Source organism: Parapedobacter sp. 2B3 (assembly GCF_041925275.1).
In the GTDB taxonomy this organism is placed as follows: domain Bacteria; phylum Bacteroidota; class Bacteroidia; order Sphingobacteriales; family Sphingobacteriaceae; genus Parapedobacter; species Parapedobacter pyrenivorans_A.
In genome coordinates this window covers 1-16,887 of the sequence record NZ_JBHEUZ010000035.1, presented here as the reverse complement: position 1 = coordinate 16,887, position 16,887 = coordinate 1, and the positions used below count along the sequence as shown (strand labels likewise).

At 52.5% G+C, this 16,887-nt stretch carries 13 protein-coding genes; 7 read left to right on the top strand and 6 right to left on the bottom strand.

The features are described 5' to 3' along the window. Positions 1-247: 247 nt before the first annotated feature. From gyrA to ACEVG1_RS20485, 3 genes are read left to right on the top strand one after another with little or no spacing between them, the layout of a single operon-like run. Positions 248-2,821, top strand: a complete 2,574-nt coding sequence (gyrA, locus tag ACEVG1_RS20495) for a DNA gyrase subunit A (RefSeq protein ID WP_374745597.1) — start codon at positions 248-250, stop codon at positions 2,819-2,821. Further along, on the top strand, positions 2,796-3,929 hold the full coding sequence (locus ACEVG1_RS20490) for a tetratricopeptide repeat protein (RefSeq protein WP_374745596.1): 1,134 nt from the start codon (positions 2,796-2,798) through the stop codon (positions 3,927-3,929). Before gyrA ends, ACEVG1_RS20490 begins: the two co-directional genes overlap by 26 nt. Positions 3,930-3,933: 4 nt before the next feature. Continuing rightward, a complete protein-coding gene (locus tag ACEVG1_RS20485; protein ID WP_374745595.1) occupies positions 3,934-5,106 on the top strand; it encodes a tetratricopeptide repeat protein in 1,173 nt (390 codons plus the stop codon). Positions 5,107-5,186: 80 nt separating this feature from the next. Here the strand turns inward: ACEVG1_RS20485 and ACEVG1_RS20480 are convergent, their stop codons facing one another. After that, on the bottom strand, positions 5,187-6,215 hold the full coding sequence (locus tag ACEVG1_RS20480) for a quinone-dependent dihydroorotate dehydrogenase (protein WP_374745594.1): 1,029 nt from the start codon (positions 6,213-6,215) through the stop codon (positions 5,187-5,189). Between the two features lie 132 nt (positions 6,216-6,347). On the opposite strand from ACEVG1_RS20480, the gene ACEVG1_RS20475 reads away from it, so the two are divergent. Beyond that, a complete protein-coding gene (locus ACEVG1_RS20475) occupies positions 6,348-8,261 on the top strand; it encodes an ABC-F family ATP-binding cassette domain-containing protein (RefSeq protein ID WP_374745593.1) in 1,914 nt (637 codons plus the stop codon). Beyond that, positions 8,261-9,571, top strand: a complete 1,311-nt coding sequence (locus ACEVG1_RS20470) for a DUF5103 domain-containing protein (RefSeq protein WP_374745592.1) — start codon at positions 8,261-8,263, stop codon at positions 9,569-9,571. Before ACEVG1_RS20475 ends, ACEVG1_RS20470 begins: the two co-directional genes overlap by 1 nt. Here ACEVG1_RS20470 and ACEVG1_RS20465 read toward each other — a convergent pair. Both ACEVG1_RS20465 and ACEVG1_RS20460 read right to left on the bottom strand, forming a co-directional pair. Then, complete coding sequence (locus tag ACEVG1_RS20465) at positions 9,561-10,409, bottom strand: aminotransferase class IV (RefSeq protein ID WP_374745591.1); 849 nt, start codon at positions 10,407-10,409, stop codon at positions 9,561-9,563. The two genes, ACEVG1_RS20470 and ACEVG1_RS20465, sit on opposite strands and share 11 nt — an antisense overlap. 64 nt (positions 10,410-10,473) lie before the next feature. Next, positions 10,474-11,511, bottom strand: a complete 1,038-nt coding sequence (locus ACEVG1_RS20460; RefSeq protein ID WP_374745590.1) for an RluA family pseudouridine synthase — start codon at positions 11,509-11,511, stop codon at positions 10,474-10,476. A 60-nt stretch (positions 11,512-11,571) separates the two neighbouring features. Between ACEVG1_RS20460 and ACEVG1_RS20455 the strand changes: the two genes are divergently transcribed. Together ACEVG1_RS20455 and lat are read left to right on the top strand one after the other, a co-directional pair. After that, positions 11,572-12,471 carry a 1-aminocyclopropane-1-carboxylate deaminase/D-cysteine desulfhydrase gene (locus tag ACEVG1_RS20455; protein ID WP_374745589.1) on the top strand — a complete coding sequence of 300 codons (900 nt, stop codon included), beginning with the start codon at positions 11,572-11,574 and terminating at the stop codon, positions 12,469-12,471. A gap of 194 nt (positions 12,472-12,665) precedes the next feature. Continuing rightward, positions 12,666-14,000, top strand: coding sequence for an L-lysine 6-transaminase (gene lat / locus ACEVG1_RS20450; protein WP_374745598.1), 1,335 nt, complete (start codon positions 12,666-12,668; stop codon positions 13,998-14,000). 7 nt (positions 14,001-14,007) lie between these two features. On the opposite strand, the gene guaB is transcribed toward lat, so the two are convergent. The 3 genes from guaB to ACEVG1_RS20435 form a co-directional block, all read right to left on the bottom strand. After that, complete coding sequence (guaB, locus tag ACEVG1_RS20445; RefSeq protein ID WP_374745588.1) at positions 14,008-15,483, bottom strand: IMP dehydrogenase; 1,476 nt, start codon at positions 15,481-15,483, stop codon at positions 14,008-14,010. Positions 15,484-15,625: 142 nt separating this feature from the next. After that, on the bottom strand, positions 15,626-16,231 hold the full coding sequence (locus ACEVG1_RS20440; protein ID WP_374745587.1) for a porin family protein: 606 nt from the start codon (positions 16,229-16,231) through the stop codon (positions 15,626-15,628). 18 nt (positions 16,232-16,249) lie between these two features. Then, positions 16,250-16,714 (bottom strand): hypothetical protein, encoded by a 465-nt coding sequence (locus ACEVG1_RS20435; protein WP_374745586.1) that lies wholly within the window; start codon positions 16,712-16,714, stop codon positions 16,250-16,252. Positions 16,715-16,887 lie beyond the last annotated feature (173 nt).

The window sequence follows — 16,887 nt, the reverse complement described above, 5'->3', positions numbered from 1 at the left end:
AAAAATAATGAGAAAAAACTTGGTATGGCTTATTAGTCGGATTTGAAAAGGGCATTTTTTTTCACCCTAACCATTTCTATAAATATACGGATACTATTCCTAATCCCAAAATCTTAAAAGCGATTTCCCTGAGGAGTACCAAAAAACATTATAGAATCACTTAAAAAATTCTTAATTTCGCATGCGCATCAAGCATGTATATGCATGGCTTTGCTGTGCCTTTTGATTTAAGATTGGTAAACATATAATGGCTGAAGAAACAGAAAACGGCGACAACCTCGTTCCGGCGAACGACCGGATCATCCCCATCAACATCGAAGACCAAATGAAATCGGCATACATCGACTACTCGATGTCTGTTATTGTATCGCGAGCTTTGCCCGACGTGCGGGACGGCCTGAAGCCCGTGCACCGCCGCGTGCTGTATGGCATGCTCGACCTGGGCGTTACCAGTGGCAAACCTTATAAGAAATCCGCACGTATCGTGGGCGACGTGCTGGGTAAATACCACCCCCACGGCGACTCGTCGGTCTATGATACCATGGTGCGCATGGCCCAGGAATGGAGCCTGCGGTACCCGTTGGTAGACGGCCAGGGCAACTACGGATCGGTAGACGGAGACCCTCCGGCGGCCATGCGGTACACCGAAGCCCGGTTGAAGAAAATCGCCGAGGAACTGCTCTCCGATATCAATAAGGATACCATAGACTACCAGCTCAATTTCGATGATTCCATCGAAGAGCCAACGGTACTCCCTACGCGTATCCCCAACCTGCTGGTAAACGGCGCCTCGGGCATTGCCGTGGGGATGGCAACCAATATGGCCCCGCATAACCTCTCGGAAGTGGTGGATGGCATCATCGCTTACATCGACAACCGCGATATCGAAATCAGCGAGCTGATGCAACACGTGAAAGCGCCCGACTTCCCCACGGGCGGCATTATTTACGGATATGCCGGCGTACAGGAGGCTTTCCAAACCGGCCGTGGCCGCATCGTGATGCGTGCCAAAGCCGAAATCGAAACCACCAAGAGTGGCCGCGAGCAAATCATCGTGACCGAAATCCCGTACCAGGTGAATAAATCGGACATGATCAAGCGGACCGCCGACCTGGTCAATGAGAAGAAAATTGAAGGGATTTCTGAAATCCGCGACGAATCCGATCGGCAGGGCATGCGGGTTGTATATGATATCAAACGCGACGGGAACGCCTCCATCATACTCAACAACCTGTATAAGCATACCGCCCTACAAACCTCATTTAGTGTAAACAACATCGCCCTGGTTCATGGTCGCCCCATGATGCTGAACCTCAAGGACATGATTTACCACTTCGTGGAGCATAGGCATGAGGTAGTGGTACGGCGTACCAGGTTCGAATTGGCAGAAGCGGAAAAACGGGCCCATATCCTCGAAGGGTTGCTCATTGCGCTCGACCACCTCGATGAAGTGATCAAACTGATCCGCGCATCGGAAACACCTGATGATGCCCGGATGGGCTTGATGGAAAAGTTTGGCCTGACCGATATCCAGGCGCGCGCCATCCTCGACATGACCTTGCGCCGACTTACCGGACTGGAGCGCGACAAGATCAAGGAAGAGTACGCCGAACTGATGAAAACCATCGACTACTTGAAATCCATCCTGGAAGACGAAGGGCTCCGGATGAGCATCATCAAAGACGAGCTGCGCGAAGTAAAGGAGAAATACGGTGACGAACGCCGTTCATCCATCGTGCATTCGGCCGAGGATATGCGGATGGAAGATTTCATCGAAGACGAAGAGGTCGTCATCACCATTTCGCACGAGAGCTATGTGAAACGCACGCCGCTGAGCGAATACAGGAGGCAGGGCCGTGGCGGAAAAGGCGCTAAGGGCAGCAACACCCGCGAGGAGGACTTTACCGAGCATATCATCACGGCCTCGGCCCATAATTACATGCTGTTCTTCACGGAAGCGGGGCGCTGTTTCTGGCTACGGGCATTCGAAATACCCGAAGGTACGCGTACTTCGCGCGGACGTGCCATACAGAACATCATCAATATCCCGAAAGAGGAGAAAATCAAGGCTTACATCAAGGTGAAAAACCTCAAGGACCAGGAATACCTTGAGAACAATTTCATCATCATGTGTACGAAGCGCGGCACCATCAAAAAGACGTCGCTGGAGGCTTACTCACGGCCACGGGCAAACGGCATCAATGCCATCAACATCAACGAGGGTGACCAGCTGCTGGAAGCGTGCCTCACCGATGGAAACAGCGAGATCGTGATGGCATTGAAATCAGGACGGGCCATCCGATTCAACGAATCTACCGTACGGCCCATGGGCCGTACCGCCACCGGTGTAAGGGGGATTACCCTGACCGGCCCGGATGACGAGGTAGTTGGCATGATTAGTGTTAATAACTACGAAACAACGGTATTGGTTGTTTCTGAAAAGGGTTACGGCAAACGGACGGATATTGAAGACTATCGGGTAACCAACCGCGGCGGGAAAGGCGTAAAGACCATCAACGTGACCGATAAGACGGGCAAGCTGGTGGCCATCAAAGACGTGACCGACAACGACGACCTGATGATCATCAACAAGTCCGGCCTCGTGATCCGCATCGCGGCGAGCGAGCTGCGGGTAATGGGAAGGGCCACCCAGGGGGTACGCCTCATCAGCCTCAAGGGCGACGATGAGATTGCGTCTATAACCAAGGTGGAACATGAAGAGGACGAGTTTACGGAAGAAGGAGAAAACCAAGAAAACAGTGAAAATACCGGTGAAAGCGACAATACGACAACAGATGAATCATCTTCGGACGAGGGGTAGCATGAAGTGCCTGGTAGCTATTGCCGTACTGCTGGCGCTTGGTGCGTCGCCGGTACGTGCACAATCCAATCTCAAGGAAGGCAACAATAGCTTTGCGCGGTATACGAAATCCAAGGATTTCAAGGACTTGGAAGCCGCAAGGAAATTTGCAGATGAAGCCTTCAAAACGAAGCGAGACTCTACCAATTTCAGGAACATCCTGCTCCGCGGATTGGTGTACAGCACGCTGGCCGTGGTGGATTCGAACCGGGCGCAGAAGTACACGGCCGACCCCAATGATATTGCATTGTATGCCCTGAAGCGGTTGAACAACAAATCGGTCGACTTCGAATACGGACCACAGATCGACTACATACGACGGTCGTTGGCCAAGGCATACCTCATCAAAGCCAACCGCGCGGTGGCTGCCGCAAACTACGAAGAGGCGTTTCACCAATACAGGATGGTCGACTCAATCAGTGGGAATACCATTGACGTGAAACACAACCTGGCGATACTGAGCTCGAAAACCGGAAATGAGGAAAACGCAATCAATCGGTATAAGGCGTTTACAGCCCAAGCGGAGACCTCTTCCCCTACTTACATCCTGGAACTTGCCGAATTGTACCAAAAGAAGGGCGATAACCGCGAGATGCTAAACACCTTGCTTACCGGGCGGCAACAGTTTCCGGAAAGCAAGGAAATCCTCTTCACGCTGATCAACCTGTATATGGCAAGTGAAGCGTATGAGGCCGTAGTGCCCTTGGGAGACGAGGCCATTGCCCATGAACCCGAAAACGTGAGCTTGAACTACCTGGTGGGTTATGCCAACGAAATGCAGGGCAACAACGAGGTGGCAAAGAAACATTACGAAAAGGTAATCAGCCTCGATGCCAACAATTTTGAGGGCAACCTGGAACTGGGGTTATTGTACCTGAAGGAATACGTAGCCAATCCCGGCAACGAGGAGGTACAGCGCAAGGCACAGGAACACTTATTGAAAGCCAACCAGATACAGCCTTCAGAAGTGAATACGCTGAAGTCGCTCGCGGTGCTATACGACCAATCGGGCGACGTCATCCAACTGGAACGAGTAAATAACATATTAAATCAACTCACAATAAACTAGAATCATGAAAGTGAAATCGATCTTACTGGGCACGCTGGTACTCGCCTCATCGGCGGCTTTTTCGCAAACCGCCAATTTGAGGAAAGCTAAAGCCAGCTACAACAAATTCAACGAAGTGAAATCCATCGGAAATTCTGCCTTGGGCATCACAGATTTGACAACGGCGAAAGAGGCGCTGGAAAAAGCCATCGAGCATGAGAAAACGAAAGACTTGGCTGAGACGTGGACATACTATGCCCTCGTGAATGCCGACCTGGGGCTGCTCGATTCGACGGACGCCGCGGAGGGATACATCCAAACGGCTGGGGAAGCAAGGGAAAAGGCGGTTAGCCTCGATACGGAAAAGGAAAATGAGCAGAACCTGGGTATCCTTAATTCCATCATTGCCCAATACGAGATGAACAAAGGCGTGAAAGCATGGGATAGCCAAGATTTTGAAGGCGCATACAATGCATTCGACAAGGGCCTTACCTATCTTCCCAACGATACGACGCTACTGTATTATTCGGGCTTAGCGGCCATCAATTCACAAGACTACGACAAGGCACTCGCGAAGTATGTGGAACTTGTACCGATAGACAGCTTTTCGAACAACAAGCAGATCATACTGGACGTCTCGCGCCTGTACCTTATGCAGGGCGACACAACCAACGCGATCAAGTACGCACAAATAGGTGTCGATAAATACCCGGACGACGGTGAATTGGCCACGCAGAACATCGAATTGAACCTGATGGCCGGCAATGAGCAGGAAATCATCAATACCATCACTGCACAGGTGGAGAAAGATCCCGAAAACGAGAACCTGCATTACTACCTCGGTATCGCATACAGTGAAATGGGCGAGATTGAGAAGGCCGAAACGGCTTACCGGAAGGCACTGGACATCAATCCGGATTACCTCGATGCGAACATCAATCTGGGTGGCCTGATTTTGAATAAGGGGATCGACCACTTCAACAAGACCAACAATGCAAGCCTTCCGCAAGCGGAATACGATGTGGAAATCAAGAAGGCTTACGATATTTTTGATTCGGCATTGCCATACCTAGAAAAAGCGGTTGAATTGAACGGCTCGTCGTACTTGGCGCTGACCAACCTGAAGAAGTACTACGAAATCAAAGAAGACAAAGATAAAATCGCGGAGCTGCAGGCACGCATCGATGCGCTGCAATAACCTGGTAGGCAACCAACTACACAGAGAAGCCCGCTGGTCCGATTGGCCAGCGGGCTTCTTTTATGCGAGTCTGGCACCGCTTAACCGGCCACCAATTTTTTGCAGATACGCTTGATCAAACCGGGGCCTTCATAGATAAAACCAGTGTAAAGCTGTACCAAGGTTGCGCCCGCTGCGATCTTTTCGGCCGCGTCCTCGGGGGTGTGTATGCCCCCTACGCCGATGATGGGAAATGCGTGCCCAGATTGGGTAGCCAAGTAACGGATCACCTCGGTAGCGCGTGCGGCCAGCGGCATGCCGCTCACCCCCCCAGCCTCGGCCGTAAGGCGTTCGCCACTACGCAATCCTTCGCGCCCGATCGTGGTGTTGGTTGCAATCACACCCGCTATCCCGGTTTCGCGAACGATCTCGATGATATCGTCCAATTGGTCATGGGTAAGGTCGGGCGCGATTTTCAATAGAATGGGCCGTGAAACCCCGCCCTTGCGGTTACGCTGCTGCAGGGTGTTCAAGATGTGCGTAAGAGGCTCCTTTTCCTGCAGTGCACGGAGGCCCGGTGTGTTGGGCGAGCTCACGTTGACCACGAAATAATCTACCACATCAAACAGCGCATCGAAACATTGGATGTAGTCGCTCACCGCCTCTTCGTTGGGCGTCAGCTTGTTTTTACCGATATTCCCGCCGATGACCAGGTTTTCCCTGTTTTTCAACTGGCGTAGCCGCGTAGCCGCCACGTCAACCCCTTGGTTGTTGAACCCCATCCGGTTGATCAACGCCCGGTCATCAACCAGGCGGAACAGACGCGGCCGTTCGTTGCCGGGCTGCGGCCGCGGCGTTACAGTGCCGATCTCGATAAAGCCAAAGCCCAGTGCTGCCATCTCTTCCACATACTCGGCATTTTTGTCGAACCCCGCAGCCAAACCGACGGGATTCCTGAATGTGAGGCCAAACACCTCGCGCCGGAGGGCGGGGTGCTCGCAGCCATAGGCCGTGCGGAGCAACCGCTTGCCGCCCCATAGTTTGCAGAACGACCGCAGACCGCCGGATACCGTGTGGTGGGCGGCTTCAGGGTCCATCGAAAAAAGCAGTGGCTTTACCAATTTGTACATGGCCACAAAGGTAGATTTTTGATGGCAGATTTCAGATTTTTGAGGGCAGATTTCAGCGGATCGCCTTGCCTTCAAAGTACGGAGCACGAAATACCGACTACTAACTACTAATTTCCTACCTTTGCAACCGGAATGATAGCAATAAATAACCTTACGTTCGAAATAGGTGCGCGTGCACTGTATGACGATGCCAACTGGCATATCAAACCGGGCGACAAGACCGGTTTGATCGGTGCGAATGGAACTGGCAAAACCACTCTCCTGAAACTGATCGTGGGCGATTACGCCCCCACGGCGGGCACGATATCGATGGCCAAGGACATCAAAATAGGATACCTCAACCAGGACCTCCTTTCCTATCAGTCTGGCAAGAGTATCCTGCACGTGGCCATGGAAGCTTTCGAGCGGCAGAACCAGCTGCTCATCGAAATAGAGCAGCTGCTCAAAAAGCTGGAAACGGATTACTCCGATGATGCCATCCAGAAACTGAGCGACAGGCAGACCGAGTTTGAAGCACTGGACGGCTACAATATCGAGTACCGCGCCCATGAAATCCTCGCGGGCCTGGGATTCAGCGATAGCGACCAGCAACGTACGCTATCCGAATTTTCCGGCGGATGGCGGATGCGGGTCATGCTTGCCCGGATATTGCTGCAAGCCCCGGACATCCTGCTGCTCGACGAGCCTACCAACCACCTGGACCTCCCCTCTATCAAATGGCTGGAAGGTTATCTGCAGGCTTTTGAAGGAGCGATCGTCATCGTTTCGCACGACCGGTATTTCCTCGACCGCGTAGTGGATACCATCGTGGAGTCCAAACGGGGGAAACTCGTGCAGTACGCTGGTAATTATTCATTCTATCTGGAGGAAAAAGCCCTGCGTGAGGAAATACAGGGCAACCAATACAAGAACCAACAGGCCAAGATCAAACAGGAAGAACGGCTTATCGAGCGGTTCCGGGCCAAGGCGAGCAAAGCGAAGATGGTGCAATCCCGTATCAAAGCGCTGGAGCGGATGGAGAAAGTGGCCGATGTGGATGATTATAACCCGAGTGTAAACTTCCGCTTCAAATTCAGCAAGCAATCGGGCAGGCATGTGGTACGCCTCGAAAACATAGGCAAGTCGTACCCGGGCATCCCCATTCTCGAAAAGACGGACGCAATCATTGAGAAAGGCGACAAGATAGCACTCATCGGCGCCAACGGAAAAGGTAAGTCTACCCTATTGCGTATCGTGGCCAATGCCGACCGTGAGTTTACGGGTATCTCGGAAACGGGCCATAACGTGAGCCAGACCTTTTTTGCCCAGCACCAACTGGAAGCCCTGCACCTGGACAACGAAATCCTGCAGGAACTGCAGCTGTTTGCACCCAAGCATACCGAAACGGAGCTGCGGGCCATTTTGGGCTGCTTCCTTTTTACGGGCGACGATGCATTCAAGAAAATACGGGTGCTCTCGGGCGGGGAAAAATCAAGGGTGGCTTTAGCAAAGGCGCTTACGGCGGATGCAAACTTCTTGGTACTGGACGAACCGACAAACCACCTGGATATCCAGTCGGTCAATATCCTCATCCAAGCCCTCAAGCAGTTTGAAGGCACATTTGTGGTCGTCTCCCACGACCGCTACCTGCTAGACAATGTGGCCAACAAGATTTGGTATATCGAAGACCGGAAGATAAAAGAATATCCGGGCACTTACCGCGAATACGAGGAATGGCAAACGAAACGGGTGGCAACGGCCACCACGAAAACGAACGAGGCAAAGCTGCCCAAACCGGCGGCAAAGCAAACGCCGGAAAAAAAACCGGTGCCAAAAGAACAGGACACGAAAAAGCTCCATAAGGAACTGGAAACGGTGGAACAGCGTATTGTGCAATTGGAGGAGACCATGAGGGCCACCGAATTGATGATGGCCGAGGAAAGCACCTATGCGGACCCGGCGAAACTGGAGGAAACGTCACTGCAGTACAATGCACTGAAACGTGAACTGGAAGACCAGCAGACGCGATGGGAACGATTGGCCGAGGAAATTATTATTAATGGTTAATGGTGCACATACATCGGATAAAAATAGGGCTGACCGCCGTGGTGATACTTTTCGCCTGCTTAACTGCGATGGCACAGAAGCAGAAAAAGAAGCGGACTACCCGGGAGCGGACCCCGCAACGGGAGTTGGTCTACGACAACGTCAACTACCTGGCTGCCATCAAATCCGTGCAGCTCTATCCGATAGACCAGGAAAACGCCTTGCCGGTCATCGAGCTCCACAGCGACGGACAGCTGATGCTCGCTTTTGATGATCTTCGGGGGGATGTACGCAATTTCTATTTCAGCATGGAGCATTGCGATGCCGATTGGACGCCCAGCCGCCTCTCGCCGTTGGAATATGCGGAGGGGTTTAACGAGGAGCGTATCGTGAGCTATGCCCCCTCGGTGAATACGCTGCAGGCGTATACGCACTACCGGGTGGATTTCCCCACCCGGAATATCAAGCCCAAACTGGCGGGAAATTACCTCTTGAAGGTATACGAAGATGCCGATAAGAGCCGCCTGATCCTAACGAGGCGTTTCTATGTGTTGGCGCCGTTGATGATGGTTTCCCCCCAGCTCGTTCCGTCGGTAAACGTGGCCAAACGACGCAGCAACCAGAAGATGAACCTCAAGCTCAACACGGGCGGGCTCACCGTAAACAATCCATACCAGGACGTCCGTGTGCTGGTGATGCAGAACCAGCGGCCGGATATCCGGGAGTGGCTTACCACGCCCCACTTTGTCAATAACAACGAACTTACCTATAACGACAACAACACGCTGGATTTTGGAGGCGGCAACGAATATCGCTATTTCGACCTACGAAGCCTGCGCCTGGCTTCCGAACGGATGGCCAACATCCGATTGGATAGTGCGGTACACGTAGACCTGGTTGCCGACAAGAACGAGCGGGCTGCGTCTTACGCGTCGGTATTTGACGAAAATGGCAACTTTTTCGTGCGGAACCAAGATAAATCCGATGCGGATACGGAATCCGATTACGCATGGGTTTCGTTTTCCCTGGAAGACGTGACAACCACCGAAGGGAAGGTATATGTAGTGGGCGCATTCAACAACTACACCCTAGACGCATCCAGTGAAATGACATATGACGCCGCAGCGGAAACGTGGAGAGGTACCCTGCTACTGAAACAGGGATTGTACGACTACCAGTATGTGCACGTAGGTCCGTCTGGCACGGTGGATGTGTCGTTCGCCAGCGGCAACCACTTCGAAACGAACAACACCTATCAGGTGCTGGTCTATAACCGGCGGCCGGGAACCACGTGGGATGAGCTCGTTGGCTTCGCGGAAATTAACAATTAACCATTGCCAGCCGTTCCTGCAGCATACGCGATACACGGTTAAAATAACGTTTCTGCTTATACCCCATTACCCACTGCACTCCGTGGATAGCGTTGGTATGGAAAATTTCATCCGCTTCCCGCAGAATATCCGGACTGATCTGTGCTTCGATGACCTCCATGCCGCTATCCAACGCCATGTCGATAACCACCTTCCGCATCACCCCATCGATGCACCCCTCACTGATGGCCGGCGTGTACAACTTCTTGTCGTACCAGATAAATACATTGGAACTGAGCGACTCGCAAAGGAATCCTTCTTGGTTCAGCAGCAATACGTCGTCAAGCCCATGCTTGGTACGGTGCAGCCCCGCCATGACATATACCAGCGAATTGGACGTTTTCAACTTGGAAAGCTCACTATAGGGTTTCTTGAACTCACTGTACACATCTACAATCAACCCGATCTTCCGATGTTTCACATCGTCCGGATCTAATTTGGAAACGGCCATGATATAGCACGCATGGTTTTGCTGCGGGCTATACAGTCCGCCACCATCGCGGTATACCTGTAAGCGCACCCGTACATGCTGGTGCTCCAACCCGTTGCGGCCAATAAGTTCAGCGGCGCGGGAGCGGATAAAATCCGCATCAAACCGCTCGGCTTTCTCTAGTTTGAGCTGGCGCATCCCTTCCTGCAGCCGCTCAATATGGTGTTGCAAGAACCGGATATCGCCATCCATCCAGCGCATCGTTTCAAACAATCCGTCGCCGTAGCGAAAGGCCCTGTTGTCGGCGGTGAGGATGGGTTCCTGTTCGGGTATAAAACTAGCATTGAAATCTATGAAATGTATCGGCATTCGTTCAACTTATTCTTATTACGTAATAATCATTGCTACGGCTCCCAGCGCAACTCTTGTGCCGTTATTGCGGCCCTTCGTGGGACACGTATCCGCGCCATTTTTCCAAACACAACCGAAAATCATCCGGCAACGGGGTATGGAATGCCATCGTTTTCCGCGTGGTGGGGTGTACAAAGCCCAAATGCTCCGCATGGAGGGCCTGCCGCGGCAGCAGGGCAAAGCAATTTTCTACGAATTGCTTGTACTTGCTGAATACGGTCCCCTTCAGTATCCGGTCGCCTCCGTAGGTAGCGTCGTTGAACAGCGGGTGTCCCAGCGATTGCAGGTGGGCGCGTATCTGGTGGGTACGGCCGGTTTCCAACTGGCATTCAATCAGCGTAACGTACCCCAGCCGCTCCAGCACGCGGTAGTGGGTTACCGACCATTTCCCTTTCTCCTCATCATCGTACACGGCCATCACTTTCCGGTCTTTCGCGCTACGGCCGATATAACCGGTTACCGTTCCGCCTTCGGCAAGATCGCCCCATACCAAGGCGATGTATTTGCGCGAGATGCTGTGGTCGAAAAATTGCTTGGCCAGGTAGGTCAATGCCCACTCATTTTTGCCGATGACCAGGAGGCCGCTCGTATCCTTGTCAATACGGTGTACCAGACCCGGCCGGCCATCGTTGCCCGGCAACTGCGGCAACGAAGCAAAATGATAAGCCAGTGCATTGACCAGCGTACCAGTATAATTGTTGTATCCCGGATGCACCACCATGCCCGGAGGTTTGTTGACAATGAGCAAATCATCATCTTCATAAGGGATGTCGAGCGGGATATTTTCGGGGTAAATTTCCGTGTCGCGCGGCGGATGCGGCAATACCACCGAAATCGTATCCAATGGTTTCACTTTGTAGCTGGCCTTTATGGGCTGTCCGTTAACCAGCACCGTACCGGCGGTAATGGCATGCTGTATCCGGTTGCGTGATGCGTTCTCTACCCGATTCATCAAGAATTTGTCGATACGTAGCAAAGCCTGCCCTTTATCGACCACAATACGCAGATGCTCGTACAAATCCTGCTCGTCCGATTCTACCAATTCTACATCGTCTGCCATGCCGCAAACATAAAAAAAAAAGCAACCCGCACCTGAAGGTTTTTTACCTAAGTTTGCCCCATGCCCATGATCCCTTTCGAAATCCATAGCCCGATAGAATCTCTTGATTTCCCACTGTTCGATGACAAGTCGCTTACCGTACACATTAAGCGTGATGACAAAATACACCCCTTCATTTCGGGCAACAAATGGCGTAAATTGAAATACGTGCTCCAATCGGCACACCATGCGGGGAAGACGCACCTGGTGACGTTTGGCGGTGCTTGGTCCAACCACCTGTTGGCCACCGCCTGTGCCGGGGCAACATTCGGCTTCAAGACAACGGGGTTTGTTCGCGGGGAGGCTGTAACTAACCCCAACCTCTCCTTATGCAGGATATACGGCATGGACCTGCAGTTCGTAGACCGGTCGGCCTATCGCGATAAGCAACTGCTGTACGGGCAGCACGCCGCACACGACCCACAGGCGTATTTCATAGATGAGGGCGGTTACGGCCACAATGGCGCCCGGGGATGTGTCGAAATCATCGACGAACTGGCGCACGCCTACGACCATATTTTCTGTGCCTGCGGCACGGGCACCACGATTGCCGGGTTGCACCACGGCTGTGCAGTACGGGGATGGGATACCCAATTGCATGGGGTGTTGGTGCTGGCGGGGGGCGATTTCATCCCGGATGCGGTTGGCGCTTTGTACCCCGGCATGCCCCTGGGCCGCCTGGTTACCCACACGGAATACCATTTTGGCGGATATGCCAAAACAGCCCCTCCACTCCTTGCATTCATCAAGGAATTTACGGGGCGGACCGGCATCCTCATCGAACCGGTGTATACCGGGAAGCTGCTTTACTGTCTGTTTGACCTCGCCAAACACGATTATTTCAAGGCGGGCGACCGGATATTGGTTGTCCATACGGGCGGACTGACCGGTATTCTCGGTCTCCACGAACAGTTTGCCTAAAAAACAGGGTTAACACGTTTAAACCAACAAAAGCTGCAAAAACACGCAAATAGCCAATAAAAAGATTGTATTCCTCCTCCCTAGCACTTATATTTCCGCTATAAAAGTCGTCTCTCAGCGGCAGCGGAGAGATCGATAAAGTTGCATTTTAAAGCAACTTTATCTAAGTTTGAGCATAACCAACCCATTTTGTGATGTATCAAATTACTATAACACCGGGGGAAGTACACAACACCTTAGCCAACCATATTCTTGTCGATGGGTATGACATGACCTTCGATATGGGACGCAGTCAAGGCGTAACCATCTACGATTCAAAACACGAGCGAGAACTCCTTGATTTTTTCACCTGCTTTGCTTCCGTTCCGCTGGGTTACAACCATCCAAAAATGATAAATGACCCTGCGTTTACCGATAGCCTTCTTCGCGCAGCAGTGACCAATCCGTCCAACTCGGATGTATACACTGTAGAATATGCACAGTTTGTGAAAACTTTCGGGCGGGTAGCGATACCCGACTACCTCCCCCATGCCTTTTTTGTTTCGGGGGGCGCGCTGGCCGTGGAGAATGCACTTAAGGTGGCGATGGACTGGAAGGTGCAGAAGAATTTCAAGAAAGGCTACCCCCATGAAAAAGGCACCAAGGTACTCCACTTCGAGCGCGCATTCCATGGGCGTTCGGGCTATACGCTTAGCCTTACCAATACCCAACCCGACAAGACGAAATGGTTTGCGAAATTCGATTGGCCCCGGATAAGCAGTCCGATGCGGGCCTTCCCCGAAACCGCCGAGAACCTGGCGGCAACCTATCAACGGGAGCAACAGGCTATCGGCCAGATAAAACAGGCCTTCGCTGAACATAAGGATGATATATGCGCCATCATCATAGAGCCCATCCAGGCCGAGGGTGGCGACAACCATTTCCGTGCCGGATTCATGGAGCATCTGCGCGTGCTGGCCGATGAAAATGACGCGCTATTGGTGTATGATGAGGTCCAAACCGGCGTGGGCCTTACGGGCAAATTCTGGTGCCACGAACACTTCGGCGAACGGGCACGGCCGGATCTCGTCGCTTTCGGAAAGAAAATGCAGGTATGCGGTATATTGGCGGGTAAGCGCGTGGACGAAATCGATACCAACGTTTTCCGCGTACCGTCCCGGATTAACTCCACGTGGGGTGGCAGTTTGGCAGACATGGTCCGCGCGACCAAGATTCTTGAAATCATCGAGGAAGACCGCTTGCTGGCACACGTAGCCGAAACGGGTGGCTACATGCAACGTTGTTTGCATGAGCTGTCGGCCCGCTACGGGGCGATATCCAATGTAAGGGGCAGCGGTTTGCTTTGTGCCTTCGATTTGCCCGACACCGCGTTCCGGAATGCGTTTCTGGAAAAGGGCCTGGCCCACGGCGCGCTCTTTCTTGGTTGCGGCAATCGCTCCATACGGTTCAGGCCCGCACTGGTCATCGAGCCGGAGACGATCGACCAAGGTATGGCCATCATCCACCGGCTCATGGACGAACTCAGCTAATGCAGGCCTAAGGCCTGCTGTGGTAATTCGGTGCCTCTTTAGTGATGGTGATATTGTGCGGATGGCTTTCGCGCAAGCCCGCGCCGGTAATTTTAACGAAACGGGCACCTTGCAGTGCCTTGATGGTCGGCGCGCCGCAATACCCCATGCTGGCCCGGAGCCCCCCTACGTATTGGTACACCACTTCTGCCAGCGTACCTTTGTACGCCACGCGGCCCACGATACCTTCGGGCACCAGTTTCTTGATGTCATCTTCGACATCCTGGAAATAGCGGTCTTTCGACCCCTTCTCCATCGCTTCTACGGAACCCATGCCGCGGTACGATTTGAATTTACGCCCTTCGTAGATGATGGTCTCGCCGGGAGCCTCTTCCACACCGGCAAAGAGCGACCCGGCCATGACCGTATCCGCGCCGGCGGCGATTGCCTTGGCGATATCGCCCGTCTGCTTGATGCCACCATCGGCGATAACGGGGACGCCCCGGCCGCGGAGCGCACGCGCAACTTCATAGACCGCGTAAAGTTGGGGAACACCCACTCCTGCGATAATGCGCGTAGTGCAGATGGAGCCCGGGCCGATACCGACCTTCACCGCGTCGGCTCCGGCGTCGGCCAGCGCAACGGCGGCTTCGGCCGTGGCAATATTGCCCACGATGACTTCCAGGTCTGGGAAGGCAGCCTTTACTTCCTTCAGTTTTTCAATGACCCCCTTGGAATGTCCGTGTGCGGTGTCTATGGTCACCACATCCACACCCGCCTTTACCAAGGCGGCAACGCGCTCCATGGTATCGCCGGTAACACCTACTGCCGCCCCCACGAGCAGTCGGCCATGGCTATCCTTGGCGGCATTGGGAAAGTGCCGGTATTTCTGGATATCCTTGAAGGTAATCAAACCCACCAGGATATGGTTATCGTCTACCACGGGCAGTTTCTCTATCTTATGGTTCTGTAAGATGTTTTCGGCCTTGATCAAATCGGTACCTATGGGTGCCACCACCAACCCCTCTTTCGTCATCATCTCGGTGATTGGACGCTTCATGTCTTTCTGGAAGCGGAGGTCGCGGTTGGTTACAATCCCTACCAATTTGCCGTTGCCATCGATGATCGGGATACCCCCGATCCGGTGTTCTTTCATGATCTGGAACGCATCCCCTACCGTGGCGGCTTCACCAAGCGTCACCGGATCCTGGATCATGCCGCTTTCCGAGCGCTTTACCTTGCGCACTTCGGCCGCTTGGTCGGCAATGGTCATGTTTTTGTGCAACATCCCCAATCCACCGGCCTGGGCAATGGCAATGGCCAAATCGGCACCCGTTACCGTGTCCATCGCCGCAGACACCAACGGTATATTCAATCGTGTATTTCTGGTCAGGTTCGTAGACGTATCCACCTCGCGGGGCAATACTTCGGAGTAGGCGGGAATTAACAGCACATCGTCGTAGGTGAGGCCTTCAGCTACGAATTTTTCGGGGTCTAATTGCATGGCAAATATCTCTTGGGGTTACTATTTGCCGGGCAAAATTACTTATTTTTTATGTCTTCTACAAGTAAAAAGAACAGCCGTATTTCGAATTGCCCCACGGGTGAACCCCGGAAGGAACCTGCGAAATACGGCCGAATAGCTGTTAAAACGAATAGCTCAATCCAAGCTGGAATACGCGGTTGAGGGAAATCTTATCCGGGTCGTCAAACAAGCCCAGGAAATAGTCGTTATTGAACGCATCCAACATACCCGTTTTGAAACGGCCCTCGATCGTGAGCCCGATGGGCAGGGTATAGCCAAGTCCAAGGGAAATCCCCAGGTCCACACCGCCGTAATCATCGTCGTCAAAATCGATGCGTGGAAAATTCTTGCCGATTTTCATGTCGAGCGATGGGCCGATCAGTGCATGGAAACCGTCGACAAAGTAGAACTTGTTGACTACCCCCAATGAAAGGTATTGGATCGTTACGTTTTCCTGGCCGCCGGGCTCGCCAGATTCCTCATTCACAAAGGTGACGTTATTGGCCCCTTGCCGCGTATAGATCAATTCCGGCTGCAGCGTATACCGTTGGCCCAGATGAAGACTGAGTATACCCCCGGCATAAAAATCCGTTTTGAAGTCGGCATTGATGTTGCTCAATGTCGCCACATTGACGCCCGCCCGGATACCGGGCGAGACCCGTTTCTGTGCAAATAATTGGGTGGCGGCAACCATTGCTACCACCAACAAAATTGCTTTTCTTTCCATAATTTGTAAATGTACTTTTTATTTTAACGTAAACTTGAACCCCAGTGTAAAGCGTGCAGGTTCAAAGTGGCTGTTGTTACTCAGGTTCCACCAAGGTTTCCAATCGAAATGGAAAGCCAACGGTGCCGAGGGGATCTTAAATTCCAACCCCGCCGCAGGGCGAAGGGCGAAAAATGTTTCGTTACCATCCCAATCGTCGTCACCAAACCACCAATTCCCCCGGTCTATAAATGCCAACTGGGGTCCGATACCGACGTACCAGGTGAGGCCATTGGCGCCGCTGATCGCTTGGTTGTACGAATAATCCGCCCCTAAAATCGTCACGTTATTACCAAACAATACTTGCGCATTTCCGGCATTGGCACCGTCAAAAAAATGTTTGATCTGTGGCCCAACGAGCGTCGGCCCATCGCCCAGATCAATCCCTACACCCAGCGCCGTACGGTAACGGGCCTGCGCATGAGACTCCTGTATGCCTAACATCAAGATTGAAATAACTAATAAAGGTAAGAATGCTTTTTTCATCATGTTATCGATTTTTATGTTTTAAACGATAGCGGGCTTTTGATAAACCCGTTTACCTAAAAGTCGCAGCCTATATAAAAAAACAGGGCTTAATGATTTGAAATAAAATCAGTTAAGCCCTTGTTTTAATG

Coding starts and splice junctions, on each gene's coding strand:
- ACEVG1_RS20440 (WP_374745587.1), bottom strand. CDS start 16,231: ATGGAAAGAAAAGCAATTTTGTTGGTGGTAGCAATGGTTGCCGCCACC.
- lat (WP_374745598.1), top strand. CDS start 12,666: ATGTATCAAATTACTATAACACCGGGGGAAGTACACAACACCTTAGCC.
- guaB (WP_374745588.1), bottom strand. CDS start 15,483: ATGCAATTAGACCCCGAAAAATTCGTAGCTGAAGGCCTCACCTACGAC.
- ACEVG1_RS20460 (WP_374745590.1), bottom strand. CDS start 11,511: ATGGCAGACGATGTAGAATTGGTAGAATCGGACGAGCAGGATTTGTAC.
- ACEVG1_RS20455 (WP_374745589.1), top strand. CDS start 11,572: ATGCCCATGATCCCTTTCGAAATCCATAGCCCGATAGAATCTCTTGAT.
- ACEVG1_RS20475 (WP_374745593.1), top strand. CDS start 6,348: ATGATAGCAATAAATAACCTTACGTTCGAAATAGGTGCGCGTGCACTG.
- ACEVG1_RS20485 (WP_374745595.1), top strand. CDS start 3,934: ATGAAAGTGAAATCGATCTTACTGGGCACGCTGGTACTCGCCTCATCG.
- ACEVG1_RS20435 (WP_374745586.1), bottom strand. CDS start 16,714: ATGTTAGGCATACAGGAGTCTCATGCGCAGGCCCGTTACCGTACGGCG.
- gyrA (WP_374745597.1), top strand. CDS start 248: ATGGCTGAAGAAACAGAAAACGGCGACAACCTCGTTCCGGCGAACGAC.
- ACEVG1_RS20480 (WP_374745594.1), bottom strand. CDS start 6,215: ATGTACAAATTGGTAAAGCCACTGCTTTTTTCGATGGACCCTGAAGCC.
- ACEVG1_RS20470 (WP_374745592.1), top strand. CDS start 8,261: ATGGTGCACATACATCGGATAAAAATAGGGCTGACCGCCGTGGTGATA.
- ACEVG1_RS20465 (WP_374745591.1), bottom strand. CDS start 10,409: ATGCCGATACATTTCATAGATTTCAATGCTAGTTTTATACCCGAACAG.
- ACEVG1_RS20490 (WP_374745596.1), top strand. CDS start 2,796: ATGAATCATCTTCGGACGAGGGGTAGCATGAAGTGCCTGGTAGCTATT.